This is a genomic window from Sphingomonas colocasiae, from assembly GCF_019880585.1.
GTDB lineage: Bacteria > Pseudomonadota > Alphaproteobacteria > Sphingomonadales > Sphingomonadaceae > Sphingobium_A > Sphingobium_A colocasiae.
This window is the reverse complement of record NZ_JAINVV010000004.1, coordinates 1026582-1051196: the sequence shown is the minus strand read 5'-3', so window position 1 is coordinate 1051196 and position 24615 is coordinate 1026582. Positions and strand designations below refer to the sequence as shown.

At 65.4% G+C, this 24615-nt stretch carries 26 protein-coding genes; 9 read left to right on the top strand and 17 right to left on the bottom strand.

From position 1 onward, the window contains the following. Nucleotides 1-40: 40 nt before the first annotated feature. The 7 genes from K7G82_RS11310 to K7G82_RS11280 all read right to left on the bottom strand — a co-directional run bounded on the left by K7G82_RS11310 (nt 41) and on the right by K7G82_RS11280 (nt 6448). Nucleotides 41-889 (bottom strand): CheR family methyltransferase, encoded by an 849-nt coding sequence (locus K7G82_RS11310; RefSeq protein WP_222989932.1) that lies wholly within the window; start codon nt 887-889, stop codon nt 41-43. Continuing rightward, nucleotides 886-1932, bottom strand: a complete 1047-nt coding sequence (gene cheB, locus K7G82_RS11305; RefSeq protein ID WP_222989931.1) for a chemotaxis-specific protein-glutamate methyltransferase CheB — start codon at nt 1930-1932, stop codon at nt 886-888. The genes K7G82_RS11310 and cheB overlap by 4 nt, the downstream gene beginning before the upstream one ends. Nucleotides 1933-2012: 80 nt before the next feature. Beyond that, entirely contained in the window at nt 2013-2381 is a 369-nt protein-coding gene (locus K7G82_RS11300; RefSeq protein WP_222989930.1) for a response regulator, read from the bottom strand. Nucleotides 2382-2452: 71 nt separating this feature from the next. After that, nucleotides 2453-2893 (bottom strand): chemotaxis protein CheW, encoded by a 441-nt coding sequence (locus tag K7G82_RS11295; protein WP_222989929.1) that lies wholly within the window; start codon nt 2891-2893, stop codon nt 2453-2455. Nucleotides 2894-2897: 4 nt separating this feature from the next. Then, nucleotides 2898-5228 (bottom strand): chemotaxis protein CheA, encoded by a 2331-nt coding sequence (locus tag K7G82_RS11290; RefSeq protein ID WP_222989928.1) that lies wholly within the window; start codon nt 5226-5228, stop codon nt 2898-2900. A 74-nt stretch (nt 5229-5302) separates the two neighbouring features. Further along, nucleotides 5303-5995, bottom strand: coding sequence for a histidine phosphotransferase family protein (locus K7G82_RS11285; protein WP_222989927.1), 693 nt, complete (start codon nt 5993-5995; stop codon nt 5303-5305). 48 nt (nt 5996-6043) lie between these two features. Continuing rightward, nucleotides 6044-6448, bottom strand: coding sequence for a M67 family metallopeptidase (locus K7G82_RS11280; RefSeq protein WP_222989926.1), 405 nt, complete (start codon nt 6446-6448; stop codon nt 6044-6046). Between the two features lie 17 nt (nt 6449-6465). Between K7G82_RS11280 and K7G82_RS11275 the strand changes: the two genes are divergently transcribed. From K7G82_RS11275 to K7G82_RS11265, 3 genes are all read left to right on the top strand, one after another. Next, the gene (locus tag K7G82_RS11275; RefSeq protein ID WP_222989925.1) at nt 6466-7416 is read left to right on the top strand and encodes an RluA family pseudouridine synthase; all 951 of its coding nucleotides are present in this window, start codon (nt 6466-6468) and stop codon (nt 7414-7416) included. A 56-nt stretch (nt 7417-7472) separates the two neighbouring features. Continuing rightward, complete coding sequence (gene rpoH / locus K7G82_RS11270; protein ID WP_222990268.1) at nt 7473-8381, top strand: RNA polymerase sigma factor RpoH; 909 nt, start codon at nt 7473-7475, stop codon at nt 8379-8381. 386 nt (nt 8382-8767) lie between these two features. Further along, on the top strand, nt 8768-9436 hold the full coding sequence (locus tag K7G82_RS11265) for a glutathione S-transferase family protein (protein WP_222989924.1): 669 nt from the start codon (nt 8768-8770) through the stop codon (nt 9434-9436). Nucleotides 9437-9513: 77 nt separating this feature from the next. Here the strand turns inward: K7G82_RS11265 and K7G82_RS11260 are convergent, their stop codons facing one another. Further along, on the bottom strand, nt 9514-9873 hold the full coding sequence (locus tag K7G82_RS11260) for a VOC family protein (protein ID WP_222989923.1): 360 nt from the start codon (nt 9871-9873) through the stop codon (nt 9514-9516). Beyond that, entirely contained in the window at nt 9870-10838 is a 969-nt protein-coding gene (locus tag K7G82_RS11255) for a threonine ammonia-lyase (RefSeq protein WP_222989922.1), read from the bottom strand. The genes K7G82_RS11260 and K7G82_RS11255 overlap by 4 nt, the downstream gene beginning before the upstream one ends. Nucleotides 10839-10933: 95 nt before the next feature. Between K7G82_RS11255 and K7G82_RS11250 the strand changes: the two genes are divergently transcribed. After that, on the top strand, nt 10934-11413 hold the full coding sequence (locus K7G82_RS11250; protein WP_222989921.1) for an Lrp/AsnC family transcriptional regulator: 480 nt from the start codon (nt 10934-10936) through the stop codon (nt 11411-11413). A gap of 22 nt (nt 11414-11435) precedes the next feature. Here K7G82_RS11250 and K7G82_RS11245 read toward each other — a convergent pair whose 3' ends face one another. Beyond that, entirely contained in the window at nt 11436-11885 is a 450-nt protein-coding gene (locus K7G82_RS11245) for a cupin domain-containing protein (protein ID WP_222989920.1), read from the bottom strand. A 47-nt stretch (nt 11886-11932) separates the two neighbouring features. Between K7G82_RS11245 and dapE the strand changes: the two genes are divergently transcribed. Beyond that, on the top strand, nt 11933-13069 hold the full coding sequence (gene dapE / locus K7G82_RS11240) for a succinyl-diaminopimelate desuccinylase (RefSeq protein WP_222989919.1): 1137 nt from the start codon (nt 11933-11935) through the stop codon (nt 13067-13069). Between the two features lie 7 nt (nt 13070-13076). Here the strand turns inward: dapE and K7G82_RS11235 are convergent, their stop codons facing one another. From K7G82_RS11235 to K7G82_RS11220, 4 genes are all read right to left on the bottom strand, one after another. Continuing rightward, entirely contained in the window at nt 13077-14762 is a 1686-nt protein-coding gene (locus K7G82_RS11235) for a putative bifunctional diguanylate cyclase/phosphodiesterase (protein WP_222989918.1), read from the bottom strand. 87 nt (nt 14763-14849) lie between these two features. Next, nucleotides 14850-15404 (bottom strand): Smr/MutS family protein, encoded by a 555-nt coding sequence (locus tag K7G82_RS11230; RefSeq protein WP_222990301.1) that lies wholly within the window; start codon nt 15402-15404, stop codon nt 14850-14852. Then, nucleotides 15379-16677 carry a murein transglycosylase A gene (mltA, locus tag K7G82_RS11225; protein WP_222989917.1) on the bottom strand — a complete coding sequence of 433 codons (1299 nt, stop codon included), beginning with the start codon at nt 16675-16677 and terminating at the stop codon, nt 15379-15381. Before mltA ends, K7G82_RS11230 begins: the two co-directional genes overlap by 26 nt. Before the next feature lie 2 nt (nt 16678-16679). Beyond that, nucleotides 16680-17333, bottom strand: coding sequence for a Tim44/TimA family putative adaptor protein (locus K7G82_RS11220; protein WP_222989916.1), 654 nt, complete (start codon nt 17331-17333; stop codon nt 16680-16682). Nucleotides 17334-17493: 160 nt separating this feature from the next. Here K7G82_RS11220 and secB point away from each other — a divergent pair, with 160 nt between their 5' ends. The 4 genes from secB to K7G82_RS11200 all read left to right on the top strand — a co-directional run bounded on the left by secB (nt 17494) and on the right by K7G82_RS11200 (nt 21469). Then, a complete protein-coding gene (gene secB, locus K7G82_RS11215) occupies nt 17494-18006 on the top strand; it encodes a protein-export chaperone SecB (protein ID WP_222989915.1) in 513 nt (170 codons plus the stop codon). Between the two features lie 124 nt (nt 18007-18130). Next, nucleotides 18131-19687: a murein biosynthesis integral membrane protein MurJ gene (gene murJ, locus K7G82_RS11210; protein WP_222989914.1), complete on the top strand. Its 1557-nt coding sequence runs from the start codon at nt 18131-18133 to the stop codon at nt 19685-19687. Next, entirely contained in the window at nt 19687-20685 is a 999-nt protein-coding gene (gene trpS, locus K7G82_RS11205) for a tryptophan--tRNA ligase (RefSeq protein WP_222989913.1), read from the top strand. The genes murJ and trpS overlap by 1 nt, the downstream gene beginning before the upstream one ends. Nucleotides 20686-20815: 130 nt before the next feature. Then, on the top strand, nt 20816-21469 hold the full coding sequence (locus K7G82_RS11200) for a DUF4136 domain-containing protein (RefSeq protein ID WP_222989912.1): 654 nt from the start codon (nt 20816-20818) through the stop codon (nt 21467-21469). Nucleotides 21470-21583: 114 nt separating this feature from the next. On the opposite strand, the gene dnaA is transcribed toward K7G82_RS11200, so the two are convergent. From dnaA to mutM, 3 genes are all read right to left on the bottom strand, one after another. After that, nucleotides 21584-22984, bottom strand: coding sequence for a chromosomal replication initiator protein DnaA (dnaA, locus tag K7G82_RS11195; RefSeq protein WP_246623410.1), 1401 nt, complete (start codon nt 22982-22984; stop codon nt 21584-21586). Between the two features lie 393 nt (nt 22985-23377). Further along, nucleotides 23378-23641, bottom strand: coding sequence for a 30S ribosomal protein S20 (rpsT, locus tag K7G82_RS11190; RefSeq protein ID WP_222989910.1), 264 nt, complete (start codon nt 23639-23641; stop codon nt 23378-23380). A gap of 96 nt (nt 23642-23737) precedes the next feature. Further along, entirely contained in the window at nt 23738-24553 is an 816-nt protein-coding gene (gene mutM / locus K7G82_RS11185) for a bifunctional DNA-formamidopyrimidine glycosylase/DNA-(apurinic or apyrimidinic site) lyase (protein WP_222989909.1), read from the bottom strand. Nucleotides 24554-24615: the final 62 nt, after the last annotated feature.

Genomic DNA, 24615 nt, shown 5'->3' with positions numbered 1-24615 from the left:
AAGCGTCTCGCGTGCGATATCTGCGCGATATCCGAATGAATCAGGCGGCGCGGTGCGATTGATGAGGGTGATGCGCGGTCGGCCGATAAAGCCCCCGCAAGGTCCGCTCCGACGTGAACTTGCCGGTCTGGCCCAGCACCGTCTCACCCGCGCCCAGCATCAGCACACCATCGGGCGCGATCGCGGTGGAGAGGCGGTCGAACGCACCCGCGCGCGCTTCCGCCGGGAAATAGAGCAGGACGTTGCGGCACAGGATCAGATCGAAATGCGCCGGCTGCGGCGGTCGATCCAGAACATTATGGCGTTCGAAACGGATCATCCGCCGTAGCTGGCGTTTCGCGATCCAGCTCTCGCCCACCTGATCGAACCAGCGCAGCATCACACGAACCGGCAGACCGCGCTGGATCTCGAACTGGGAGAAACGGCCGAGCCGCGCCCGCTCGATCGCATCGCGCGAAACGTCGGTGCCGAGGATGTCGATCGTCCAATCCGCCCAGCGCTCGCCCTCGTCAGCCAGCATGATCGCCAGCGAATAGGCCTCCTGGCCGGTCGAGCAGCCGGCCGACCAGATGCGCAGGCGCCGGCGCGGCTCGCGCGCCGCACGGATCATGTCGAGCGCGGGCCCGTCGAGCAGCCGGAACACCGCGTGATCGCGGAAAAAATAGGTTTCATTGTTGAGCAGGGCATCGACCACCGCGCCGGCAAGCTCGCTTTCGCGATCGAGCACCACGGCGGCGGCGAGCGCGTCGATCGTATCGAAACCGCGTTCCCGCAGCAGCGGTTTCAGCGACGTCTCGATCCGCCAGATCCGGCTGACCGCAAGCTCCTGTCCGGTTCGAGCCTGGAGAAGGCCGGCCAGCACGCGGATCGCATTCGCGCTCGCGGTCATGCCCGCTCCCAGCGACGCTGCAGGATGTCGGCGATCCTGGCCGGCGGCAGCACCGCGCTCGCCAGCCCGCGCTTCGCCACGCTTCCCGGCATGCCCCAGATCACGGAGCTTTCCGTATCCTGCGCGAACACATCGGCCCCGGCCTTGGCCAGCGCCTCGGCGCCGACGGTTCCGTCGCGTCCCATGCCGCTCAGCACCACGCCCACAGCCCCGGCCCCATAGACCGACGCCGCGGCGGCAAACATGGGATCGACCGATGGAAGGCAACCGGTCTCGCTCCGGTGCTGGAGCAGCCGCACCGCGACACGGCCGTCGCGATCCTCGACGCACAGATGCGCATGGCCCGGCGCGATATGGAGCCGGCCGGGCTGGATCGGCATGCCCTCGCGCGCGACAAGCGCCTTGTGCCCCGACAGCGCCTGCATCTGATCGGCGAAGAAAGGCATGAACACCGATGGCAGATGCTGGGTGATCAGGATCGGCACGTCGAATTTCGCCGGCAGGGCGCGCAGCAGCGCCGCGATGGCATGAAGCCCCCCGGTCGATGCCCCGATCGCGACGCAGGCGAGCGGCTGATGCTCGGCGCGAAAACACGATGTGGGCGCGGCCGGGCGCTGTACGACAGCGGTCTGCGTCACCGTCGCCGGCGCCAGCACCTCCGGTCGCCCGAGCTTCAGCAGCCGTTCGCGCAGAATCCCGGAGAACTGGCCGCCGAAACTGCCGGTTCCCGGCTTCGCGAGTGTGTCGGCAGCACCCAGCGTCAACGCCTCGACCGTCGCGGCCGCCCCGTCATCGGCCAGCGCCGAAACGATCAGAACGCGCGCACCGCCGCTCCGTGCGATGAGTTCGGGCAAGGCGGAGATACCGCTGCGCCCGGGCATTTCCAGATCCAGCAGGATCACGTCGAGCGGATCGGCAAGTTCGTCCAGACGCGCGATCGCTTCGGCCGCACCGGCAACCGCATCGACGATCTCGAAAGCCGGATCCTGGGAAATCATCCGCGACAGCACCGCGCGCGCAACCGCCGAGTCATCGACGATCATCAGCCGGATCGGCCGGGATGCGGACGCGTCTGCCGATATGCGTTCTGCGTGGAGACTCTGACCCGCCATGGCCGGCCCGATCAGGCGAACCCGACCAACTGCAATTTGGTCTCCAGCGTTTCGCGATCGAACGGCTTCATCACATATTCGTCGGCGCCCGCGTCGATGGCGGCGCGGATATGCCCCATGCCATTCTCGGTGGTGCAGAATACGACCTTGGGCCGCACCGCGAGATGCGCCGCACGCAGCGCGCGCAGAAATTCCATGCCGCTCATCACCGGCATGTTCCAGTCGAGCAGGATCACATCGGGCGGCGCCGCCATGCACTGGGTGAGCGCGTCGCTGCCATCAACGGCCTCATCCACCGAAAAATCGAGCGTTTCCAGTATGTGACGCGCCACTTTGCGGATCACTTTGGAATCATCGACGACCAGGCATTTTCTGGACATGCTAACCACCTCTTCGCGTTCGATCGAACGCGGCCCCTGAAATGCGATAAATGCAAAGCGTAAGCATGGCGTTAAGCGGCCTCCGCCTGCGGCGCGCCGGCGATCAGCCGTACCGGATCGAGCAGGAGCAGCGACGAATCCCCGTCGTCGATCATCCCTTGCGCCGCGCGGTTCCACCCTGCACCCAGCCGGGCACGAACGGGTGACGGCACGGCGGAGATCTCCCGCACATCCTCCACGCGATCAACGACCAGCCCATATTGATGCCCGTCGACATCGATCACCACGGCGGTTCGCACCGCCGCCTCCGCCGCAACCGGATCGAGCGCGAGCGCGGCGCGGCAATCGATCACGGTAATGACACGGCTGCGCAGGGCCGCGAGGCCCAGAAGATGGCGCGGCGCCAATGGAACCGGCGTCACATGCGCGACATGGACGACCGAATCGATATGCGCGGCATCGAGCGCGATGCGCTGTCCGTCGAGTTCGGCGATCAGGTACAGCGTTCGCATCAGCTCACCCTTCACGTCGCGCACGGCCAGCCTGGAGGGCGGTCATCAATCCCGCGCGATCGTAGCGATAGACGCTGAACGGATCGGCATCGCGCGCGGCGATATCGCTGCGCAGCCGCAACAGGCGCCCTTCCGGCACCGTCGCTCCGGCGCCACTGTTTTCGCCTGCGATCACGATATGCGCCTCGTCGGGCGACGCCTCTCCATCGAAAGCGACCCGATAGCCCGCGGCCTCTACCAGCGGTCGCAGCACCTCGCGCGTCCAGGCGTCGTCACGGTCGCCAAACAGGCAAAGCGGCCGTTCACCGCCGGCCGGAATCGACCCGACCGCGTCGGCGAACAGCCAGTGCGGATCGAGCAACTCGATCTGACGTCCCTCGAACAGGGCCACCCCCGCCACGATGCCCTGATTGCGCGCCTGCACCACATGATTGGGGAGGCGGACGATATCGATCACCTCTTCGATCGCATAAGCGAGTTCGACGGCGCCGTCGTTGAGCCTCAGCACATTCACCATCGCCCGATCGGTCAAGCTGTCGAAGCCGACCAGCGGGATGATCCGCCCTTCGACCGCCAGGCGCAGGCGCCCCGCCCCGAAGCGGATCTGATCGCCCGCCACATCCTCGATCCGCTCGATCACGCTCAGGCGCACACCGCGTTCCGCACCGTCGAGGTCGCGGAACAACAAGGTCGATACCCCGTCTTCCTCGACCACCGCAGGCGCCGCCACCGCATCGACCCCGGCGGCCGCGGCGATGCCCGCCATGTCGGCGATGCCGGCAGGATCGAGCAACAGCATCGGCAATCCCGTATCGGGCAGCGTCATGCCGGCATAGACGCCCGCCGCCATGATCGTCGGGCAGGCAGGCCGGATCACCAGTTCCTGGTGGTCGTGCAGTTCGGCCACGCTCAGCGCATAAAGCGCCCCGCCCGCCGGGTTGAGAATGACGAGGGATCGCGGCATCGATTGCGGCAGCGGTTCGACGCCAAGCATCGCTTCAAGCGATACGACCGGGATGCGCTCCTCACGCAGCCGGGCGATCACGGTGCCCGCCAGCCGTTCGATCGCGAGCGCGGCATTGTTCTCGCGCACGATTTCGCGAATGGCGGCGCGCGGGATCGCGAACTGATGGCCACCCGTGCCGATGACGAGCGCGGGGATGATCGACAGCGTCAGCGGCATGCGCAGGCTGAGCGTCACGCCCCGCCCCATCACGCTCGCGATATCGACGACCCCGCCGATCCGTTCGATATTGGCGCGCACCACGTCCATGCCGACGCCACGTCCGGAAAGCGCGGTGATGGTGCTCGCAGTGGACAGGCCGGGTTCGAAGACCAGCGCCAGTCGCGCCTCGTGCGGCAGGCGTTCGGCCCGATCGGAGGAAATGATGCCGTCCGCAACCGCGCGCGCCACCAGCCGCTCCGGATCGATACCGCGTCCGTCGTCGGAAACCTCGATGATGATCTGGTTGCCCGATTGGCGCGCGGTCACGCGCAGTCGCCCTTGTGCCGCCTTGCCGGCGCGCGCACGCTCCTCGGGCGCCTCGATGCCGTGATCGAGCGCATTGCGGATGATATGGGTCAGCGGATCGCGGATCAGCTCGATCATCTCGCGATCCAGTTCGACGTCGCCGCCCTCGACACCGAGATCGACCGGCTTGCCGAGTTCTGCGGAAAGATCGCGGACGAGACGCGGAATCGACGCGAACAGCTTCTCGATCCGCTGCATCCGCGTGCGCGTGATCGTGTCACGCATATCGGCCACGCACAGCGACAGGCGTTCGAAGGCGCCCTCCACCGCGATGCCGAGATCGGCGTCCTGCAAGCGCCGCGAGAGGTCGTTTCGCGCGAGCACCAGATCGGAAACCCCCGCCATCATCCGGTCGAGCAGGTCGAGCGAAATGCGGATGCTGCGCGCCGCACCGCGCTGCGCATGCGCTTGGGTCTCGGCCGGCGGATCGATCGCGCCACCATCCGCGCGCACGGCCGCGATCAGATGATCGTCGCTGCCATGAACCGCCTCGCCCGTATCCAGTGCTTCCGCGAGTTCCGCGATACGATCGACGATCGCCAGCACGGCGCTCACCAGGGCGCGGTCGGCCGGGCGGGCGCCGTCGCGAACCTGCGCCAGCGCATCTTCCGCTGCATGGCTCAGCCGTTCGAGCCGATCGAGATTGAGGAAGCCGCAGCTCCCCTTCACGGTATGGACGAAACGGAACATGGCATCGAGCCGTTCGCGGTCGGCTGGATCATTCTCCCACGCGACCAGTTCGCCCGAAAGCGCCTCCAGCGTCTCGCGGGTCTCGGCGATGAATTCGGCGAGGATATCGTCCATTGGGTCCGCCAGCAGCTTGGGAAGCCGTCATGGCGGAGGCGTGGTTAAGAAGCCGTTATGCCTGCGCGGCGATCCTATTCGCCAAGGCCGGCGGCAGGCTGAGGAATCGGCCAGGCCTTGCCGGGGTCCGCGCCGATCACCGCGCCGAACAGCAGCGCCGGATCGTCGGGTTCCGAAACCTGGATCACGCCGCCGGTTTCGGACACGATCTGGTGAACGAGCCAGGCCGCGGCGGCGCGCGGCGTCAGCGCATCGGGCGCGACCTCGCCCAACAGCGCCTTGCGCAGTTCGGCGTCGAGCACCAGCCTCGGCCCTTCGGCGCGCACAACGATCTCGGTCCTCACACCGTTGCGTTCCGCGCCAACGTCCAGGCGGCCGCCGCGCACCAGCGCGTCGCCACCCATCAGAGCGAGATTGAGCAGCACCTTGATCGCCGTCTTGCTGAGTGCGGCCTCACCCACCATCCAGCCGAGTTCGATCCGGCCATCGACGCCGAACAAACCCTCGATCGCCGCCTTGGCTTCGCGCGAATCCACTTCCTCGCCGAAACCGCCCGCCGCTCCGAAGGCCAGACGGAAGAATTTCAGCTTGTTCGCAGAGGTCCGCGCGCTTTCGCTGAGCAGTTCCAGGCATCGCGCCCGCATTTCCGGATCATGCTCGTCGGCCAGCAATTCCAGCCCATTGTTGAGCGCACCGACCGGACTCAGCAGGTCGTGGCAAAGCCGCGAGCAAAGCAGGCTGGCGAAATCCACGGTGTTGATCGACATCCCGATCCCTTCATTCGATTGGCGGCCCTTCTGGCGAAGGCAGCGGCCTCATGCAACCAGCGCGATCCGTTGGCAAATCTGTCGGCCCTCCGCATCGTCGCCCAGGCGCCACAATTCGGCGCTGCCGCCCGCCAGAATCAACCAGAGTTTCACGGGCGTTCCGGCCGCCGCCTCACGATCCCGCGCCGATGGCTCCGCCCGGCCGCGCGGATGGCTGTGATAATGACCGATCCATGCCGGCCCGCCCGATCGTTCGGCGCGGACGACGGCGAACAGCGCCTGGGGATCGATCTCGAAGCTGTCCTCGGGCCGTGAGGACATGTTCCGGGCGGCCACCGCCTCCAGGATTTCGGCGTCGTTTCCCAGCAGCAGCCCGCAGATTTCCAGGGTGGGCGCAGCGGCGGCCTCGCCATGCAACCGTTCGAGCAGCCCACTTGAAATTCGCATCGTCATCACCATCTCCGTAGGCGATGGACCGGGGGGTTTCCACTGTCGATGCACGGATCGCGGAAAGCGCGAACGGATGGCGTCTGGACCGCGCGCTTGCAGACGCGGTGCCCACGCTTTCGCGCGAACGGATCAAGGCGCTGATCGCTGGCGGCAAGGTCTCCAACGCCGCGGGAAACACGGTGCGCGATCCTTCGGCCAAGGCCATGGCCGGCATGGCCTTCGCGATCGAGATTCCACTTCCCGAGCCGGCGCATAACGAGGCGCAGGACATTCCGCTTGAGATCGCGTTCGAGGACGAACATCTGATCGTGATCGACAAGCCGGCGGGTCTCGTCGTCCATCCGGCCGCGGGCAATGCGGACGGCACCCTCGTCAATGCGCTGCTCCATCACTGCGGCGGCAGCCTGTCGGGAATCGGCGGCGTGGCGCGGCCCGGCATCGTCCACCGGATCGACAAGGACACATCGGGCCTGATGGTGGCCGCGAAGACCGACCGGGCGCATGAAGGACTCGCCAGGCAATTCGCGGCGCACTCGATCGATCGGCGCTACCGCGCGATCGTGGGCGGCCACCCCGCCCCGCCCGCCGGCACGGTGGACGCGCCGCTGGCGCGTTCGCCCGCCAACCGCAAGAAGATCGCGATCGTCGCGGGCGGCAAGCGCGCGGTGACGCATTATCGGACGATCGAGCCGCTGCTGGGCGCGGCGTTGGTCGAATGCCGGCTGGAAACCGGGCGGACGCACCAGGTTCGCGTTCACATGGCATCGATCGGGCACGCCCTGCTGGGCGACCCGGTTTACGGGCGTCCGAAGGAAGCGCAGCGCATATTGCTGAAACGGCTGGATTTCCACCGCCAAGCACTGCACGCGGCGCATCTGGGGTTCCACCATCCGATCACAAGCGCGACTTTAGCATTCGATAGCAAAATGCCTGCAGATATGCAGGAACTGTTCAGCTCATTGGTGGTATAGAAGTTTCAAGAAAGACCGTGCCTCTATAGGGCGGTCGAAGGGAGTGAATGAAGATCATGGCTGGCAACACCAACGTCCCCGCGACGATCCCTGCTCTGGGTGGTGAACAGAGCCTCAATCGCTATCTGACTGAGATCAAGAAGTTTCCGATCTTGGCGCCCGAGCAGGAATATATGCTCGCCAAGCGCTACCAGGAGCATCAGGACCCGGAAGCCGCGGCTCAGCTCGTCACCTCGCACCTGCGACTCGTGGCCAAGATCGCCATGGGTTATCGCGGCTATGGACTGCCTGTTTCGGAGCTGATCTCCGAAGGCAATATCGGCCTGATGCAGGGCGTGAAGAAGTTCGAGCCCGATCGCGGCTTCCGCCTCGCCACCTATGCGATGTGGTGGATTCGCGCCTCGATCCAGGAGTTCATCCTGCGCTCGTGGAGCCTGGTGAAGATGGGTACCACCGCGTCGCAGAAGAAGCTGTTCTTCAACCTGCGCCGGATGAAGAACAAGCTCGACGCGTTCGAGGACGGCGATCTGCGCCCGGAAGACGTCACCAAGATCGCGACCGATCTCGGCGTGAGCGAGGATGACGTCACCAGCATGAACAGGCGCATGGCGATGGGCGGCGATACCTCGCTCAACGTCTCGATGCGCGAGGACGGCGACGGCCAGTGGCAGGATTGGCTGCAGGACGAAGGTCCGTTGCAGGACGAGCGCATCGCCGATGCCGAGGAACGCGACGTTCGCCACACCATGCTGGTGGAAGCGATGACCGATCTCAACGATCGCGAAAAGCATATCCTGTCCGAACGCCGTCTGGCCGAAGATCCCAAGACGCTCGAGGAACTGAGCCAGGTCTATGGCGTGTCGCGCGAACGCGTCCGCCAGATCGAGGTCCGCGCCTTCGAGAAGCTGCAAAAGGCGATGATGCGCATCGCCGGCGGCAAGGGGCTGCTGCCCGCGCCGGCCTGAGCTTCACAGAGCCAGTAACAAAAAGGGGCCGGCGCCTTCGGGGGCCGGCCTTTTTTTGCGATGTCTGCCGTCGAGCGCATCACCGATGCGGAAAACCGGTTCCCATCCCCTCCTGCGCGGGGACATGCTTTTCCGCGCGATGCTCGCCCTATTCGCATCGCTGATGCGGAAAACCGGTTCCCATCCCCGCCTGCGCGGGGACATGCTTTTCCGCGCGATGCTCGCCCTATTCGCATCGCTGATGCGGAAAACCGGTTCCCACTTTTCCGCGCGATGCTCGCCCTATTCGCATCGCTGATGCGGAAAACCGGTTCCCACTTTTCCGCGCGATGCTCTATCGGTCCTTCGTCGCGTGATTCAGCGGCGGGCAGAAGCGGAGGACATGGATGCTCAAGCTCTTCATCGGCAACAAGGCCTATTCCTCCTGGTCGCTGCGCGGCTGGCTGGCGGTGCGCCAGTCGGGTCTGCCGTTCGAAGAGAATGTCGTTCCGCTTTACGATCAGGACTGGGATCAGCGCCGCGAAGGCGACGAGTTCGCGCCTTCATCGGGCAAGGTGCCGATCCTGTGGGACGACGACGCCGTGGTGTGGGACAGTCTGGCGATCATCGAATATCTCGCTGAAAAGGCGGGGCGCGAGCGTTTCTGGCCCGAAGACGCCGCCGCGCGCGCGATGGCGCGATCGATGGCGGCCGAAATGCATTCGAGCTTCGCCGCGCTTCGGCGCGAGCACAGCATGAATATCCGGCAGATCTACGAGGCGCGCGAACCATCGGACGCGGTCAAGCAGGATATCGTCCGCATCATGCAGCTCTGGGCGGAGGCGCGCGCGCGTTTCGGAGGCGAAGGCGATTTCCTGTTCGGCGATTTCGGCGCGGCGGACATCATGTTCGCGCCCGTGATCACCCGCTTCATCACCTATCAGCTTCCCGTCGCGCGCTTCGCCGAACCCTATATGCGCGCGGTGATCACCCACCCCTTCATGCAGGACTGGATCGCCGGCGCGCAGGAGGAGGACTGGGTGATCGAGAAGTTCGAGCGCCCGCAGGGGGTTTAGAGCGATTTCAAGTCAGACGAACTCATCTGACGACTCGGAAATCGCGGTTCAACAAAGCTTGGAACGCCCGGCAGCCATCATTCGGGCGCGTGGCTGACGAACTCCACCAGCCGGCCATCGGGATCGCGCAGATAGCCGGCATAATAATCGGGATGGATATGCGGCGCGAGCGCGGGTGCACGATCCAGCCGATGACCGGCCTTGCCGCCCACCGCATAGATGGCGTCGACGGTCGCACGATCGGGCGCCGCAAACGCGAAATGCGCGTCCGATGCCGGATCGCCTTCGACCAGGAACAGATCGAGCGAGCGCCCGTCGCCGAAGCCTTTCGCGGCGCCGTCCACCTTCAGCATATAGCCCAGCGGCGCGAGCAGATCGGCGTAGAAGCGCACGCTGGCGGACAGATCGCGTGTCCTGAGTTCGAGATGATCGATCATGATCCTGCTTCCTTCGTAACCAGGCCGGATGCTTCGCCGGGTGGCGGATCGACATTGCCCCCGCAGAGCGGGATCGCGACGCTCCGGCCACGCCACCGTTCGGGATCGGCGATCATCGCGGCGAGCCCCGCGACGCCGGCGGGCTCGACGACCAGCCCGAGATGCTCCTTGACCAGCGCCATCGCCATGCGGATCGCCTCTTCGCTCACCAATGCGACGTCATCGGCAATGCGGCGCACCGAATCGACCGCATAGGGAACGGGCACACGCACCGCGATACCATCGGCAATGGTGGGTGCTTCCGGCGTTTCCACAAGCCGCCCGGTGCGCACCGATTCGGCCATGGCCGGCGCCCGTTCGGCGGCGACCAGCACGACTTCGCAACGCGGCGAAGCATGCTTCATCCATGTGCCGACACCCGAGGCCAGGGCACCGTTGCCGAGCGGAACCAGCACCGCATCGAAGGGGCCCGCCCGTTCGGTCATCTCCAGCGCGAGCGTTCCCGCCCCTTCCGCGATCGCGATTTCGGCGCCGTCCTCGACGAACAACCGCCCTTCCCCACTCGCCATCATCCGTGCGATCCGCTTGGCGTCGTCAAAATCATGGCCGAGCAGGCGGACATCCGCCCCCAGCTTTTCCATCGCTTCGCGTTTGGCGACGACGATGCCGCGCGACGCGACGACGATGAGCGAAAGCTCCCGGCTTCGCGCGGCCCAGGCCAACCCCTGACCGAAATTGCCGGCGGAGGCGCAGATCAATGGCGGCGGCGCATCCAGGCTAGCCAGAAAGGCGCCCGCCCCCCGCCCCTTGAACGAGCGGATCGGATTCGCGGTCTCGTCCTTGAAGGTGACGGCGGCACCGACTTGCCTGTCCAGCACGTCGGATCGCAGGAGTGGCGTGTCGAGAAAGACCGGATCGATGCGGTCGACGGCGGCAAGGATGCCGGATGCGGTTGGATAGGACATCACCGAAGCATAGTTGCTCACAATCGCCGATTTTCGTCGAATGAAGTTCGAATACGCCTGAAATCGGCGAGTTTGAGCATTATCATGCCGGAATCATGCGCAGCAAACTCGACAGATTCGATCGCCATATCCTCGATATCGTCCAGCGCGACGGCGAACTCACGGCCGATGCGATCGGCGACCAAGTGGGCCTGTCGGAATCCGCGACATCGCGGCGGCTGCGGCGGTTGAAGGCGGACGGCGTCATCGCAGCCACCGTCGCCGTCGTCGATCCCGCCGCCGCAGGCAGGCCGACCTTCTTCATCGTCGCCCTCGAGGTCGAGCGCGAGCGCCCGGAGCTGCTTGCCCGTTTGCGCCGCTGGTTCGCCGGCGAGGATCAGGTGCAACAGGTTTATTATGTTACGGGCAGCGCCGATTTCGTGCTGATCGTCACCGCCCCCGATGTCGATTCCTACGATGCACTGATGGCCCGCATGATCGCCGACAACCCCAACGTCCGCCGTTTCACCACCAATGTCGTACTCGGCCTTGGCAAGCGCGGCCTTTTCGTTCCCGTCCGCGGCGACGCGGAATGAGGTCAAGCCGCCCCGGCGACACTCAGAATGCGCTGCCATCCTTCCGTCGCTGTTCGCCCAGCGATGCGAACAGATGCATGTCGATATCGGGATAATGGCAGTCGGTGGCGGCCGGCCTGCCGATCGCGACATAAACGCGGTCGGCGCCGCTTTCGTTGATCAGCACATGGCCGTTCCCGTCATTCTTGGGAAAGGCCGCGATATCGCCGGCGCGCATCGGGTGGCGGCCTTCATCGTCGACGAGCACGGCTTCGCCCGCGATCATCACCACCAATTCGTCCTCGCCTTCGTGCCAATGGCGCTGCGAAGACCAGGCCCCCGGCTTCAGCACGACATGGCTGGCGCCGAAATCGGAGATGCCGCTTGCCGGGGCGAGGCGGCGATACCAGCGCTCCCTCACCACAGCCGCATGTTCGACCGGATAACCCGTGGCGTTGGTCTGCGGAATCGCGTCCAGATCGAGCTTCGGCATCATCTCCCCCGCTATGCAAAGCGCATCACTATCGGTAGGCGCCAGGCATGATTCCGTCCATCGATCCCGTCGATCTCGCCCAGCGCCTGATCGCCTGCCCCAGCATCACGCCCGCCACCGGCGCCGTCTTCGACGTGCTGGAGGAGGCGCTGGTCGCCATCGGCTTCTCGGTCCACCGCTTCGTCGCGGGCGAAGCGCCCGACGGGCCGGTCGAAAACCTGTTCGCCGTGCGCGGCAGCGGCGGACCGCATCTCGCCTATGCCGGGCATCTGGATGTCGTGCCGCCGGGCGAAGGCTGGACGGGCGATCCCTTCACGCCGGAGATCCGGGGAGACCTGCTGTACGGGCGTGGCGCGGTCGACATGAAGGGGTCGATCGCCGCCTTTGTGGCCGCCGCCGCGCGCCATGCCGATCATCCCGGCACGCTGAGCCTGATCATCACCGGCGACGAGGAAGGCTATGCCGTCTACGGCACCGTCGAGCTGATCAGATGGATGACCGCCAACGGCCATCACCCCGATCTGTGCATCGTCGGCGAACCGACATCGGTTTCGCGGCTTGGCGACATGATCAAGATCGGCCGGCGTGGATCGGTCAACATGTGGGTCGAAGTCGCGGGAACGCAGGGTCATGTCGCCTACCCCCATCTGGCCGACAATCCGATCCCGCCGCTCGTCCGCATCCTTTCGCGTATCGAGGCGATCGAACTCGACCAGGGCACCGAATGGTTCCAACCCTCCAATATCGAGATCACCGATATCGAGGTGGGCAATCCCGCGACCAACGTGATCCCGGCAAAGGCGACCGCGCGCCTGAGCATCCGCTTCAACGCGCTCCATACCGGCGAGGCCCTGGCCGAGCGCATCCGCGCGATCTGCGAGGAGGAATCGCCGCGCGCGACACTGACGGCGCGGATTTCCGGCGAAGCCTTCCTGACCGAGCCCGGCGCATTGTCCGATCTGGTTTCCGGCGCCATCCGCGACGTGACCGGCCTGACGCCCGAACTGTCGACCACCGGCGGAACATCGGATGCGCGTTTCCTGGCGCGGCTTTGCCCGGTGGTCGAATTCGGATTGCTCAACGCGACGATGCACAAGCTCGACGAAGCGGCGGCGGTTCAGGATATCGTGGCGTTGACCGACATTTTCGGGCTGGTGATCAGACGGGCGCTCGGGCCAACCTGAGCGCCTTTCAGGCGATCAACGCCTTGCGCCCGCCGTCGGCCCAGCGCAGGAATTCATGCTCGGCCATCGGCATCGCGACCGCGTAGCCCTGCACCGCATCGCAGCCGATCACGCGCAGCACGTCAGCCTGTTCGCGGGCTTCCACACCTTCGGCGATGACGCGATGGCCGAGGCCGTGAATCAGGCCGATCACGGCATGGACGATCGCGCGCGCCTGTTCCGAACTGGTGACGTCCGCGATCATGCTGCGATCCAGCTTCACCTGATCGACCGGCATGTCGCGCAGGCGCGAGAAATTCGAATAGCCCGTCCCGAAATCATCGATCGCGATCAATGCGCCTTCATTGCGCAAGGCCGCCATTTCACTGAACACCGTCTCCCCGCAGGTCATGGCGAGCCCCTCGGTGATCTCGAGTTCCAGCATGCGGGGTGTCGCACCGTGATGCGCCAGCCGATCGCGCAGCCGGACGAAGAAATCGCGTTGCTCGATCTGGCGCGGACTGATGTTGATCGCCAGCCGCTGATCCAGCCCGAGCTTCTCCCAGCGCGCGGCCGTCGCCGCGACGGCGTCGATCACCCAATCGCCGATCTCGACGATCAGGCTGCTCTCCTCGGCGGTCTCGATGAAGGAGCCGGGCAGTTGCAGGCCATGCTCCGGATGATTCCAGCGCAGCAACGCTTCCGCCGAGAGGGTTCGACCACCCACCAGTTCGACCTGGGGCTGGAACGCCAGTTCGAAGCGCGACTCCGTCAGCGCCCGGCGCAGATCGCGCTCAAGGCGCAGCTTCACATCGAGCGCGTCGGCGAGCGAGTCGGTATAGGTCTGCACCTGCGCGCGGCCACAGGCCTTTGCGTGATACATGGCGACATCCGCCGCCTTCATCAGCGTCGTCAGCGAACGACCATGATCGGGATGGAAGGCGAGGCCGATCGAGGCGCCGACGCGGATCGAATGGCCCGACAGATCGATATCCTCGCCCAGCGCGTAAAGGATGCGCTGCGCGACGCGCTGGCCATCCTCGGTCGATGCGATATCGGGCAGGAACATCGTGAATTCGTCGCCGGCAAGCCGCCCGACCCGCCCGGCCCCGCCTCTGCCCGTCGCTTCTTCCGCATTGATCACCGCGCGCAGCCGGTTCGCCACTTTCGCGAGCAACTGATCGCCATGCGCATGGCCAAGGGAATCGTTGACCGATTTGAAATTGTCGAGATCGACGAAAAGCAGCGCCGAGCGCGCGTCCGCCGGCAGTTCGGCCAGAATCCGCTCGACATCGCGCCGGAAATTGGTGCGATTGGCGAGTGTCGTCACCGGATCGTACATGGCCAGATTATGGATGCTGTCGAATGTCGAGCGCGTCTCGGTGAACAGCGCATCCATGCTGTCCGCCAGTTCGGGCAGGAACTCCCTGACCTCCGTGGGCGTGCGCGTCTCGAAATCGCCATGCGCCGCCTGCGCCAGCCGCTTGATCGCGCTGTCGACCGCGGCCGCCACCGATGCGAGCGCGCGATCGGCCGATGCCCAGCTCATCGCGGCGCAGACGATGGCGACGACCAGCGCGTTCGCCGCCGCCGCGCTACCTGTCGGGCTGTTGATCGTGCCGGTCCCGCCCGCGATGATCGCAAGGATGAAGGATCCCGCGCCCACGCACATCGCGAATGCAATGGCCCGGCTCTTGAGCGAAATCCCTTCCATCATGCTCCCACGGTGCGCGACACTGACGTGTCCCCAATCCAGCCATCTGGATTAATTTTTTCTCCCACAAATCCGTAAAGATCGGCTTTACGATGTTAAGCGGTCGCGTTTGAGGATGATGTAGAGCGCACCACTGCCGCCATGACGCGGATGCGCGTTTCGCACCGCGGCTATGCGGCCGGCATGACGGGACGAAGCCAGCCAATCGCCCACGACGCCACGGATCGCGCCACGCCCGCGCCGATCACCGCGCGGCGGCTTGCCGGTGACCAGCAATATCACCCGCGTGCCGCCGGTGATCGCCCGTGCCAGGCTTGAATCGAGCATGCGCCAGGCTGAATCCAGCGTATGGCCGTGCAGGTCGACGGTCATGTCCGGATCGATCACCCCGCGCCGCAACCGTCGATCCCAGCCACCATCGAGCGTATTGGCAGACGCGGGGGCCGCCTTTTCGCCACGCGGGTTTACATCCGCGACGAAGGCGTGCCGTTCGAGAGGCGCGGCCTTGCGGCGTACGGGCGCCACCGTGCCGGCCGGTTCAACCGGCGCGGTGGCGTCGGCCCGTCCGGCGATCGGCGTCACGCTTGCGATCACGCGCGCCCACAGCGCGCGTTCCTCAGCGTCGAGGCGTCGTCCCGCCACCCGGCGTCGCCTCCGCAAGCCGCGCCAGCGTGCCGATGGGCAGCAGCAGGAAAGCCGTTCCACGGCCCGACATGCCGCCGGCAATGGCGCGGGCATCGGCGCCGGCGCCCCAGAATGTGTCGAAGCGATTGGCGCCCTTGATGGCCCCGCCCGTATCCTGCGCCACCCAGATCCCCGCAGCCTCCGCTCGATCCAGCGAGAGGAAGACAGGCGCGCCCAGCGGCACGAAGGCCGGATCGGCGGCGACGGTCGCGCGACCGGTGACCGGCAGGCCCAGCGAGCCCAGCGGCCCCGCCCCGGTCAGTTCGCGGAAGAAGACGAAGCTCTTATTCTCGCGCATCGCCGCCTGGCCCTTCACGGGATCGGCGCGCAGATAGGCCATGATGCCCTGCATGGACCCCTGGCCGCGCGGAATTTCACCGCGATCGATCAGCAGCTTGCCGATCCCGGTATAATCGCGTCCGTTCTGATTGTCGTAGCCGATGCGCATCACGCTGCCATCGGGCAGCAGTAGGCGGCCGGATCCCTGGATCTGGAGGAAGAAGAATTCGACCGGGTCGGCCGCCCAAGCGATTTCGAGGCCCCGGCCGGCAAGCGCGCCTTCTTCGATCTGGGTGCGATCATAATAGGGCACGAAACTGCTGCGATCGACGCGCCCCCGGATACGCTTGCCCTTCAGCGCATCGTTGAACTGACCCAGATCGACATCGATCAGATCGGGCGGGCGGCGATAGACCGGCACCTCATAACCGGGGCGTTTTTCACGCGAACCACGAATTTCCGGCTCGAAATAGCCGGTGGCGTGCGCGGCCCCGGTGCCGATCTGCACCGTCTCGAAATTGCGCCGGAAAAAGCCGGGTGCATCGCTGTCGGGCCAGTTGGCCGCCGCCGCGCAGGCGGGCGCCCAGTCGCTGCCGCGCGTCAGCCCGCTCGCATCCGTGCGGCGCTGGACCGAGGGGCAGGAAATGCGGAAGGCGAGCAGCGCCCTGCGCGCCTGCGCGTCCCCGATCTCGAGCTTGGCGACCGCGATGCCGGCGACGACGCCCTGGGTACGGGCATTGACCGAGTCTGCGGGCGGAGCCGTGGTCGGCACCGCCGCGACAGGGGTCGCAGGTTGCGGGCGCGCGGCCCGTTCCGGTTGTTCAGGCTGAACCTGGGGCCGGGCGGGCTGCGACCGCGCCGGCGCATTCGCCGATGGCGGAACGATCGCCCCCGAACAGGCGGCAAGCGTCAACACGGCGACTGAAGTCGCCGCCCCCCGCCAGAGCGCCATGATCAGGACGCCTCGTCGGTGTCGGTCAGGATCCAGTTGGGATCGTTCGAGCGCAGATTGCGGCTGAACGTCCAGACATCATGGGTGGGCACCGCGTCGCTCAGCGAACCGGCGATGACATTGCCCTCCAGATCGCGCGTCACCGCCGCGATATCGGCATCGAAGCGCACGGTGACGTAAGCCGTCTGCCCCTGCACCTCGGCATCGGAGATCATCGCGCTTTCGATGGTGACCAGCCGGTTGTCGAGCACCTGGCCGGCAGCCTTGCGATCGGCGATCGCTTCGGCAAAGGCGGTGCGCACATCGTCGCCGACGAGTTCGGCGAGCGTCGCCTCGTCACCCGACCAATAGGCTTCCAGCACCATCCGATAAGCAGCCTTCGCGCCCTCGACGAAGCGGGCGGGATCGAACTGGGGATCGATGCCGGCGATCGCGCGGACGCCGCGGATCGCGGCCGGGCCGACCGACGGATCGCCCACGGCACGCGCTTCCGGGCTGATGTCGGGAATCGGCGCGCTGGGCCGTGCGGGCGCGATGCGTTCGTCGGCGGTGCGCGGCAGCGGCTGCTGCTCATGGCCAGTCCGCTTGCCCAGCACGGCATAGAGCCTGAAAGCCAGGAAAAGCGTCACCAGGGCAAGAATGACAACCGTTACCACAAAACCTCCGATCGCGCGTCGCCCCTCTACATAGGCGCTTGACGCGTACGTTTCAAATCATCGTCCAACAATGCGGTTCCGCACTGCCCGGCATTGCCCTTGGCAACGGCGCCTGCTAGCGCGCGCGACATCTTTTCAAGGTATCGAGGACTATCGGGACATGGCCGAAGAAGAAGGCGCGATCAACCAGAACGAGCCGCTGGCGAACGGTGAGGACACCCTCCCCCAGGTCGGCGTCATTTCGCAATATGTGAAGGATTTCTCGTTCGAGAACCCCAATTCGCCGGCCGTCTATCAGTGGCCCGGCCAGCCCAAGATTGACATCCAGTTCAACATCGGCGCCAATCAGGTCGGCGAGGACGTCCATGAGGTCGTGCTGAAGATCGACGCGCGCGCCGAGGCGGAGGACGGCCAGGTGGCCTTCCAGGTCGAGCTTGCCTATGCCGGCCTCTTCGGGCTGCGCAACATTCCCGACGAACAGCTTCAGCCCTTCCTGCTCGCGGAAGCGCCCCGCATCCTGTTCCCCTTCGCCCGTCGCATCCTTGCCGACGCGGTGCGCGACGGCGGCTTCCCGCCGCTGATGCTGGAGCCGATCGATTTCGGCGGCCTCTACATGAGCCAGGTCCAGGCACAGACCGATCTGGCCACCGCGGAAACCGGCGGCCAGGCCTGATCAGGGCCAGGACCATGATCACATCATGGTCTCAAACCATTAGGAATAGAGCCCGATCCACGCCATCGGTGGAAGCGCCAAGCGCTTCCACCTCAAGCGATCGGGCTCCAGGGAGGAGCATGGGATGAACCTCCTCAAATCGATGGGCACGATCGGGGGGCTGACCATGGTCAGCCGCGTCTTTGGCTTCGCGCGCGAAATGCTGATGTCACGCATCATGGGTGCGAGCGGCGCCGCCGACGCCTTCCTGGTCGCCTTTCGCCTGCCCAACACCTTCCGCCGCCTGTTCGGCGAAGGCGCCTTTTCCGCCGGCTTCGTGCCGCTGTTCAGCCAGCGCTTCCACGGACCCGGTGGCATGGAGGAGGCCAAGCGCTTCTCGGAAGAGGTGCTGGCCTTTTTCGTCCCCGCGCTTCTCGTGTTCACGGCGATCTTCGAAGTGGCGATGCCGCTGTTCGTGTGGGCGATCGCATCGGGCTATGCCGACGAACCCGAGAAGTTCGCGCTGACGGTGTTCCTCAGCAGGATCACCTTTCTCTATCTGTTGCTGATCAGTCTGGTGTCCTTCTTCTCGGGCATCCTCAATTCGCTGACCAAATTCGCGGCCGCCGCCTTCGCGCCCGCCCTGCTCAATGTCGCCATGTTGATCGCGCTGCTGGTGGTGCCCACCGGCGGCGAACGGAGCGCCACCGCGCTTGCCGTCGGCGTTACCGCAGGCGGCGTGCTGCAATTGCTGCTGTTGTGGAACAGCGCGCGCAAGGCCGGCGTCTCGCTGACCCTGCGCCGCCCGAAGATGACGCCCGACGTCCGGCAGTTCTTCGTCGTCGTGATCCCGGCCACGCTCGGCGCAGGCGTCTACCAGATCAGCCAGCTGATCGACACGTTCTTCGCCACGCGGCTTCCCGAAGGCTCCATGAGCTATCTCAATTATTCGGACCGGTTGAACCAGTTGCCGCTGTCGGTGATCGGCACCGCGCTTGGCACCGCGATCCTGCCGCATATCAGCCGCTTCATCAGTCAGGACAATCCGGGCGAGGCGGCCAAGGTCCAGGGACAGGCCGTCGATCTCTCGATGCTGCTCTGCCTGCCGGCGGCGATCGCGCTCGGCGTCGCCGCGCCGCCGCTTGTCGCCGCGCTGTTCCAGGGCGGCCGTTTCACCGCCTATGACGCGATGGTGACCGGCAATGTCCTCGCACTGATCGCTTCGGGCCTGCCCGCCTATGTGCTGGTCAAGGTGATCACGCCCGGCTTCTATGCGCGCAAGGACACGAAAACGCCGGTCAAGACCGCGGCGATCGTGCTGATCGCCAATGTCGTCCTCAATTTCGCGCTGATTCCACCCTTCGGCATCTATGGCCTCGCCATGGCGATCTCCGCCTGCTCCTGGCTCAACGCGATCATGCTCTACGTCATCCTCAGCCGTCGCGGGCATTTCCGTATCGAAGGCTGGTTGTGGAGCCGGATCGGCCGGCAATTGCTGTCGGGCCTCGTCATGGCTGCCGCTTTATGGGGCACCCGCTCGCTGCTGGGCGACTGGTTCGCGGGCTCCGTCGGCCAGCGCATGATCGGTGTGGTGGCACTCTGCGGCGTCGGCGGCTTCGTTTATTTCGCTACCGCATTCGTCGTGGGCGGCATCGACCGCAACGCGATCCTTATCCTCCTCCGCAAGAAGAAAGCTGTCTGATGCGCGTCCTTTCTGGAATCCAGACCACCGGGAATCTCCACCTCGGCAATTATCTGGGCGCGATCAAGAATTGGGTGAAGATGCAGGACGAGGCCGAATGCCTCTATTTCCTGGCCGATCTTCATGCGATCTCGATCCACAACGACCCTGCCGAACTGACGCGCAACACCCGCGACATGGCGGCGGCGCTGATCGCGTCGGGCATCGATCCCAACCGGTCGATCCTGTTCAATCAGGCGCAGGTGCCCGCCCATCCAGAATTGGCCTGGCTGCTCAACGGCACCGCGCGGATCGGCTGGCTCAATCGCATGACCCAGTTCAAGGAAAAATCGGGCAAGAACCGCGAGAGCGCGAGCGCGGCGCTCTATGTCTATCCCGTGCTCCAGGCGGCGGACATCCTGCTCTATCAGTCGACCCATGTGCCCGTGGGCGAGGATCAGCGCCAGCATCTGGAACTGACGCGCGACATCGCGATCAAGTTCAACCAGGATTTCGGACGCGACGTGTTCACGATCCCCGACGCCTATATTCCCAAGACGGCGGCGCGGATCATGTCGCTGCGCGACGGCACCGCGAAAATGTCCAAGTCCGATCCGTCGGACATGAGCCGCATCAACCTGGCCGACGATACCGATACGATCGCCCAGAAGATCCGCAAGGCCAAGACCGATCCCGAGCCGCTGCCCGACAATGAGGATGCGCTGGAAGGCCGCCCGGAAGCGCGCAATCTGGTCAATATCTATGCGACCCTGGCGGACACGACGCCGGAAGCCGTGCTCGCCCAATATGCGGGCCAGGGCTTCGGCCAGTTCAAGCCGGCGCTCGCCGATCTGATGGTGACCGTGCTCGGCCCGATCACAGCGCGCTACAATGAGCTGCGCAGCGATACCGCGCAGCTCGACGACTATCTGGCGCTCGGCGCCCAGAAGGCGCGGACATTGGCGCAACCGACGCTCGACGCCGCCTATGATGCGCTGGGTCTGGTCAGGGGGCGATAATCGCTGGCCAAGGCGGACGAAGCGTGCAACCTCATCGATCAGCGGTGCGTTCAATCGCTATTCATGCGGTTTGACATAAACGTCTACGTCACTGAAACATCGAATGGTTTCACCCCGAAGGGTCAAGGTCATGTCTATCGTCCGTAAAATCGTGTTGGCCGCCGCACCGATCGCCCTGATCGCGCTTGGCGGCTGCACCACCGGGCTGACGTCCAACGTCACCCGCTTCCAGCAAATGCCGACGCCGCAGGGCCAGAGCTTCGCAGTCGTCGCGCGCGACCCCGCATTGCAGGGCAGCCTTGAGTTCGCCCAATATGCCCGGCTCGTCGAAGCGCGGCTGGCCGATCAGGGCTATGTCCGCGCGGAATCGCCGGCCAGCGCCAGCCTGCTCGTCAAGCTCGACTATGGCGTCGACAAGGGCCGCGAGAAGATCCGCAGTTCACCCTTCGCCTATGGCGCGGGCTGGAATCGCGATCCCTTCTTCTGGGGCCCCTATCGCCGCTGGGGCCGTGGCGGCTTCATCTACGGCTTCCACGATCCGTTCCTCTTCGGTGGCTATGGCTATAACGATGTCGAGAGCTACACGGTCTTCACAGCCGATCTCGATATGGTGATCGAGCGCCGCACCGGCGAGCGCGTGTTCGAGGGTGAGGCCAAGGCGCAGTCGCGCAGCGACGACCTGACCTATCTCGTACCGAATCTCGTCGAAGCGATGTTCACGGGTTTCCCGGGCAATTCGGGCGAGACGATGCGGATCACCGTTCCGCCCCCGCCCAAGGGCTGACACCCACATCTCATATCGCGGATATGAAAAGGGCGCCTTGCCAATCCGGCACGGCGCCCTTTCTTTTGAAATGCGGACGCTGCGGGATACAGCACCCGACGGGCGCTCCGCCCTTCAGCTCTCCAGTTCGCGGATCAGCGAGCGGACATCCTTGTCGATATCGATATCGCTTTCGCGCAGCTTCTCGATCTGGCGAACCGCATAGATCACCGTCGTATGGTCGCGGCCGCCGAACTTGCGTCCGATTTCGGGCAGCGAGCGCGGCGTCATCCGCTTCGCCAGATACATGGCGATCTGGCGCGGGCGCGCGACTGCGCGCGCACGGCGCGCCGACACCATGTCGTTCTGGCGGATGTTGAAATGCGCGCACACCCGGCGCTGGATCTCGTCGATCGTGACGCGGCGCTGGCTGGCCTGCAGCACATCGGCCAACACTTCCTGCGCGAACTCGATATCGATCGGCCTGCAGTTGAGCTGGCCATAAGCCACGACGCGGTTGAGCGCCCCCTCCATCTCGCGGATGTTGCTCGCGATGCGATGCGCCAGCATCTCGATCACATCCTCCGGGATGGTGACGCCCTGCACCGTCGCCGCCTTGCGCTGCAGGATGGCGAGCCGGAGCGCATGGTCCGCAGGCTTGATGTCCGCGACCAATCCCATCGACAGGCGCGACAGAATGCGCCCCTCGACGCCCTCGAGCGCCTGCGGCGAACGATCCGCGCCGATCACCAGCCGGCGCCCGCTCGTCATGATCTCGTTGACGGTGTGGAGGAATTCCTCCTGCGTCGATCCCTTGCCCGCGATGAACTGGATATCGTCGATCATCAGCAGGTCGGCCGACCGCAGCCGCGCCTTGAAGCCCAGCGTATCCTTCGCGCGCATCGCCGAGACGAATTCGACCATGAACTTCTCGGCGGACATGTAGAGGATGTTCGCCTGAGGATTATGGCTGCGAAAGGCATGGCCGATCGCGTGCATCAGGTGGGTCTTGCCCTGTCCGGTGCCGCCATGGATGAAGAGCGGATTGAAGAGCACCGCTCCGCCCTCTCCCAGCATCCGCGCCGCGTTCGCCGCAAGCGCATTGGCTTCGCCGGCGACGAAAGTGTCGAAGGTGAAGCGCGGATCGAGCAGGCTGCCGGATGCCGGAGCAGCACCGGCCGCTTCCGCAGCCACGGGCGCCTCGTCGGCAGGGACTTCGACCGGCGCGGCGTAGACGGCGCGCGACTCGCCCTCTCCGGCGACGATTTCGACGGCACGGACGCCGCAATTCGCTGCGCGCCATGCCAATGCCAGGCGTTCGGAGAAATGCGACTCGACCCAGCGCGCCATGAACGCCGAAGGGAGGACCAGTTCGACGGTGGCGTCGGCGGCACGGAAACGGCCGAGCCCGATCGGCTTCAGCCAATGATCGAAGGTACGCGCGCCGCAATCCCGGCGCAGGCCTGTCCGGACGGCTTCCCACGCCTGAGCAAGCGTCGTGCCTTCCACCGCCAGTCCATCGCCTCCCAACGCCATTATGCTTGAACCCTCACCCTTCATTCACGCGGGCAGCCCCCCGCCAGTTCGCTCGCACAGCGATCCCACGGCCGGAACAACTGGTCGCGGCGCGGAAACGCTAAGGTGTGCTGTTCCGGAAACCGATTCGATCGCCGGCAAGAGGGGTTTTGTGAGACGGTCTGGGTCCGGGATCAAGGCCGGCCATGTCAAAAATTTGAAATAAAGATGCTTGACGGCGGAAATCCGCGATATCCGTCAACATATTGGTTTTAAACGATTTTAGAATCGATGCCGAATCGTAACCATCGCGAATCGCGGGAAAAGCTGACGTTACAATCGCGTGACGGAAAAATGAAAAAAGCCCGCCGGCAAAACTGCCGACGGGCTCCGAACTCTGAAAGCCGAAACGACTCAGCCGAGCGCGGCGACTCGCTTGGTCAGGCGCGCGAACTTGCGCGACGCGGTATTCTTGTGGAGCACGCCCTTGGCGACGCCACGCGCCAGCTCCGGCTGGGCAGCGGCGAGCGCAGTGGCCGCATCATCCTTCTTGCCGGCTTCGAGCGCGGCTTCCACTTTCTTGATGAAAGTACGGATACGGCCGATGCGGTTGCCGTTGATCTCGGCGCGACGCTCGTTGCGGCGGATGCGCTTCTTTGCCTGCGGCGTGTTCGCCATTCTCTGATGCCTCTGCTTCTCGAAAAAACAAGGCGCGGAGTGGCCCGCGCCCGGAAAGCGGCTCCCTTAGTCAGGTTTCCGCAATTGGTCAACCGCTCAGCGCTGGCATTTCGCGCAGAAAAAGGTCGATCGCCCACTGTCCACGCACCGCTCTACCGGCTTGCCGCAACTCGGGCAATCCAGGCCTTCTCGCCCGTAAACGCGCCATTGCTTGAAGAAATAGCCGAGTTCGCCATCGGGCCTGGCATAATCGCGCAATGTGGATCCGCCGGCTTCGATCGCGGACGCGAGCACCGCCTTGATCGCCGCAACCAGCGGGTCGAGTCGCTTGCGCGCGATTCGACCACCCGCCGTTGTCGGCGCGATTCCCGCGATGTGCAGCGCCTCGCACACATAGATATTGCCCAGCCCCGCCACGACTCGCTGATCGAGCAGCAGCGCCTTCACGGGCGCGATCCGATCCGCGAACGCCTCCGCCAGATGCGCCGCGTCGAACACATCGTCGAGCGGCTCGGGGCCAAGCGTCGCGAAAGGCGCGAAACCGGCGAGCGCGGAGGTCTCGACCAGATCGAGCGAGCCGAATCGCCGCGGATCGTTGAGCGCCAGCCGCCGCCCGTCCGCCGTTTCGATCACCAGATGATCGTGCGTCCCGATATCCTCCGGATCGACTCGCCACCGGCCGGACATGCCGAGATGGAAGACCAGCGTGTCCCCCCTGTCGGTGTCGATCATGCCATATTTGGCGCGCCGCCCCAGCCCGGTCACCCGGGCGCCGGTCATGCGCTGGCGCAGATCGGGCGGAATCGCGCGGCGCAGATCCGGCCGGCGCGGCTCGACACGGGTGAGTTCGGCGCCCTCCAGCACGGAACGCAATCCGCGCACGGTGGTCTCGACTTCGGGAAGCTCTGGCATGGCGTCGGCTTAACAGCCTTTGGCCCTTCAACAAGAGCCGTTCACGCTCTAGAGCAGCGCGC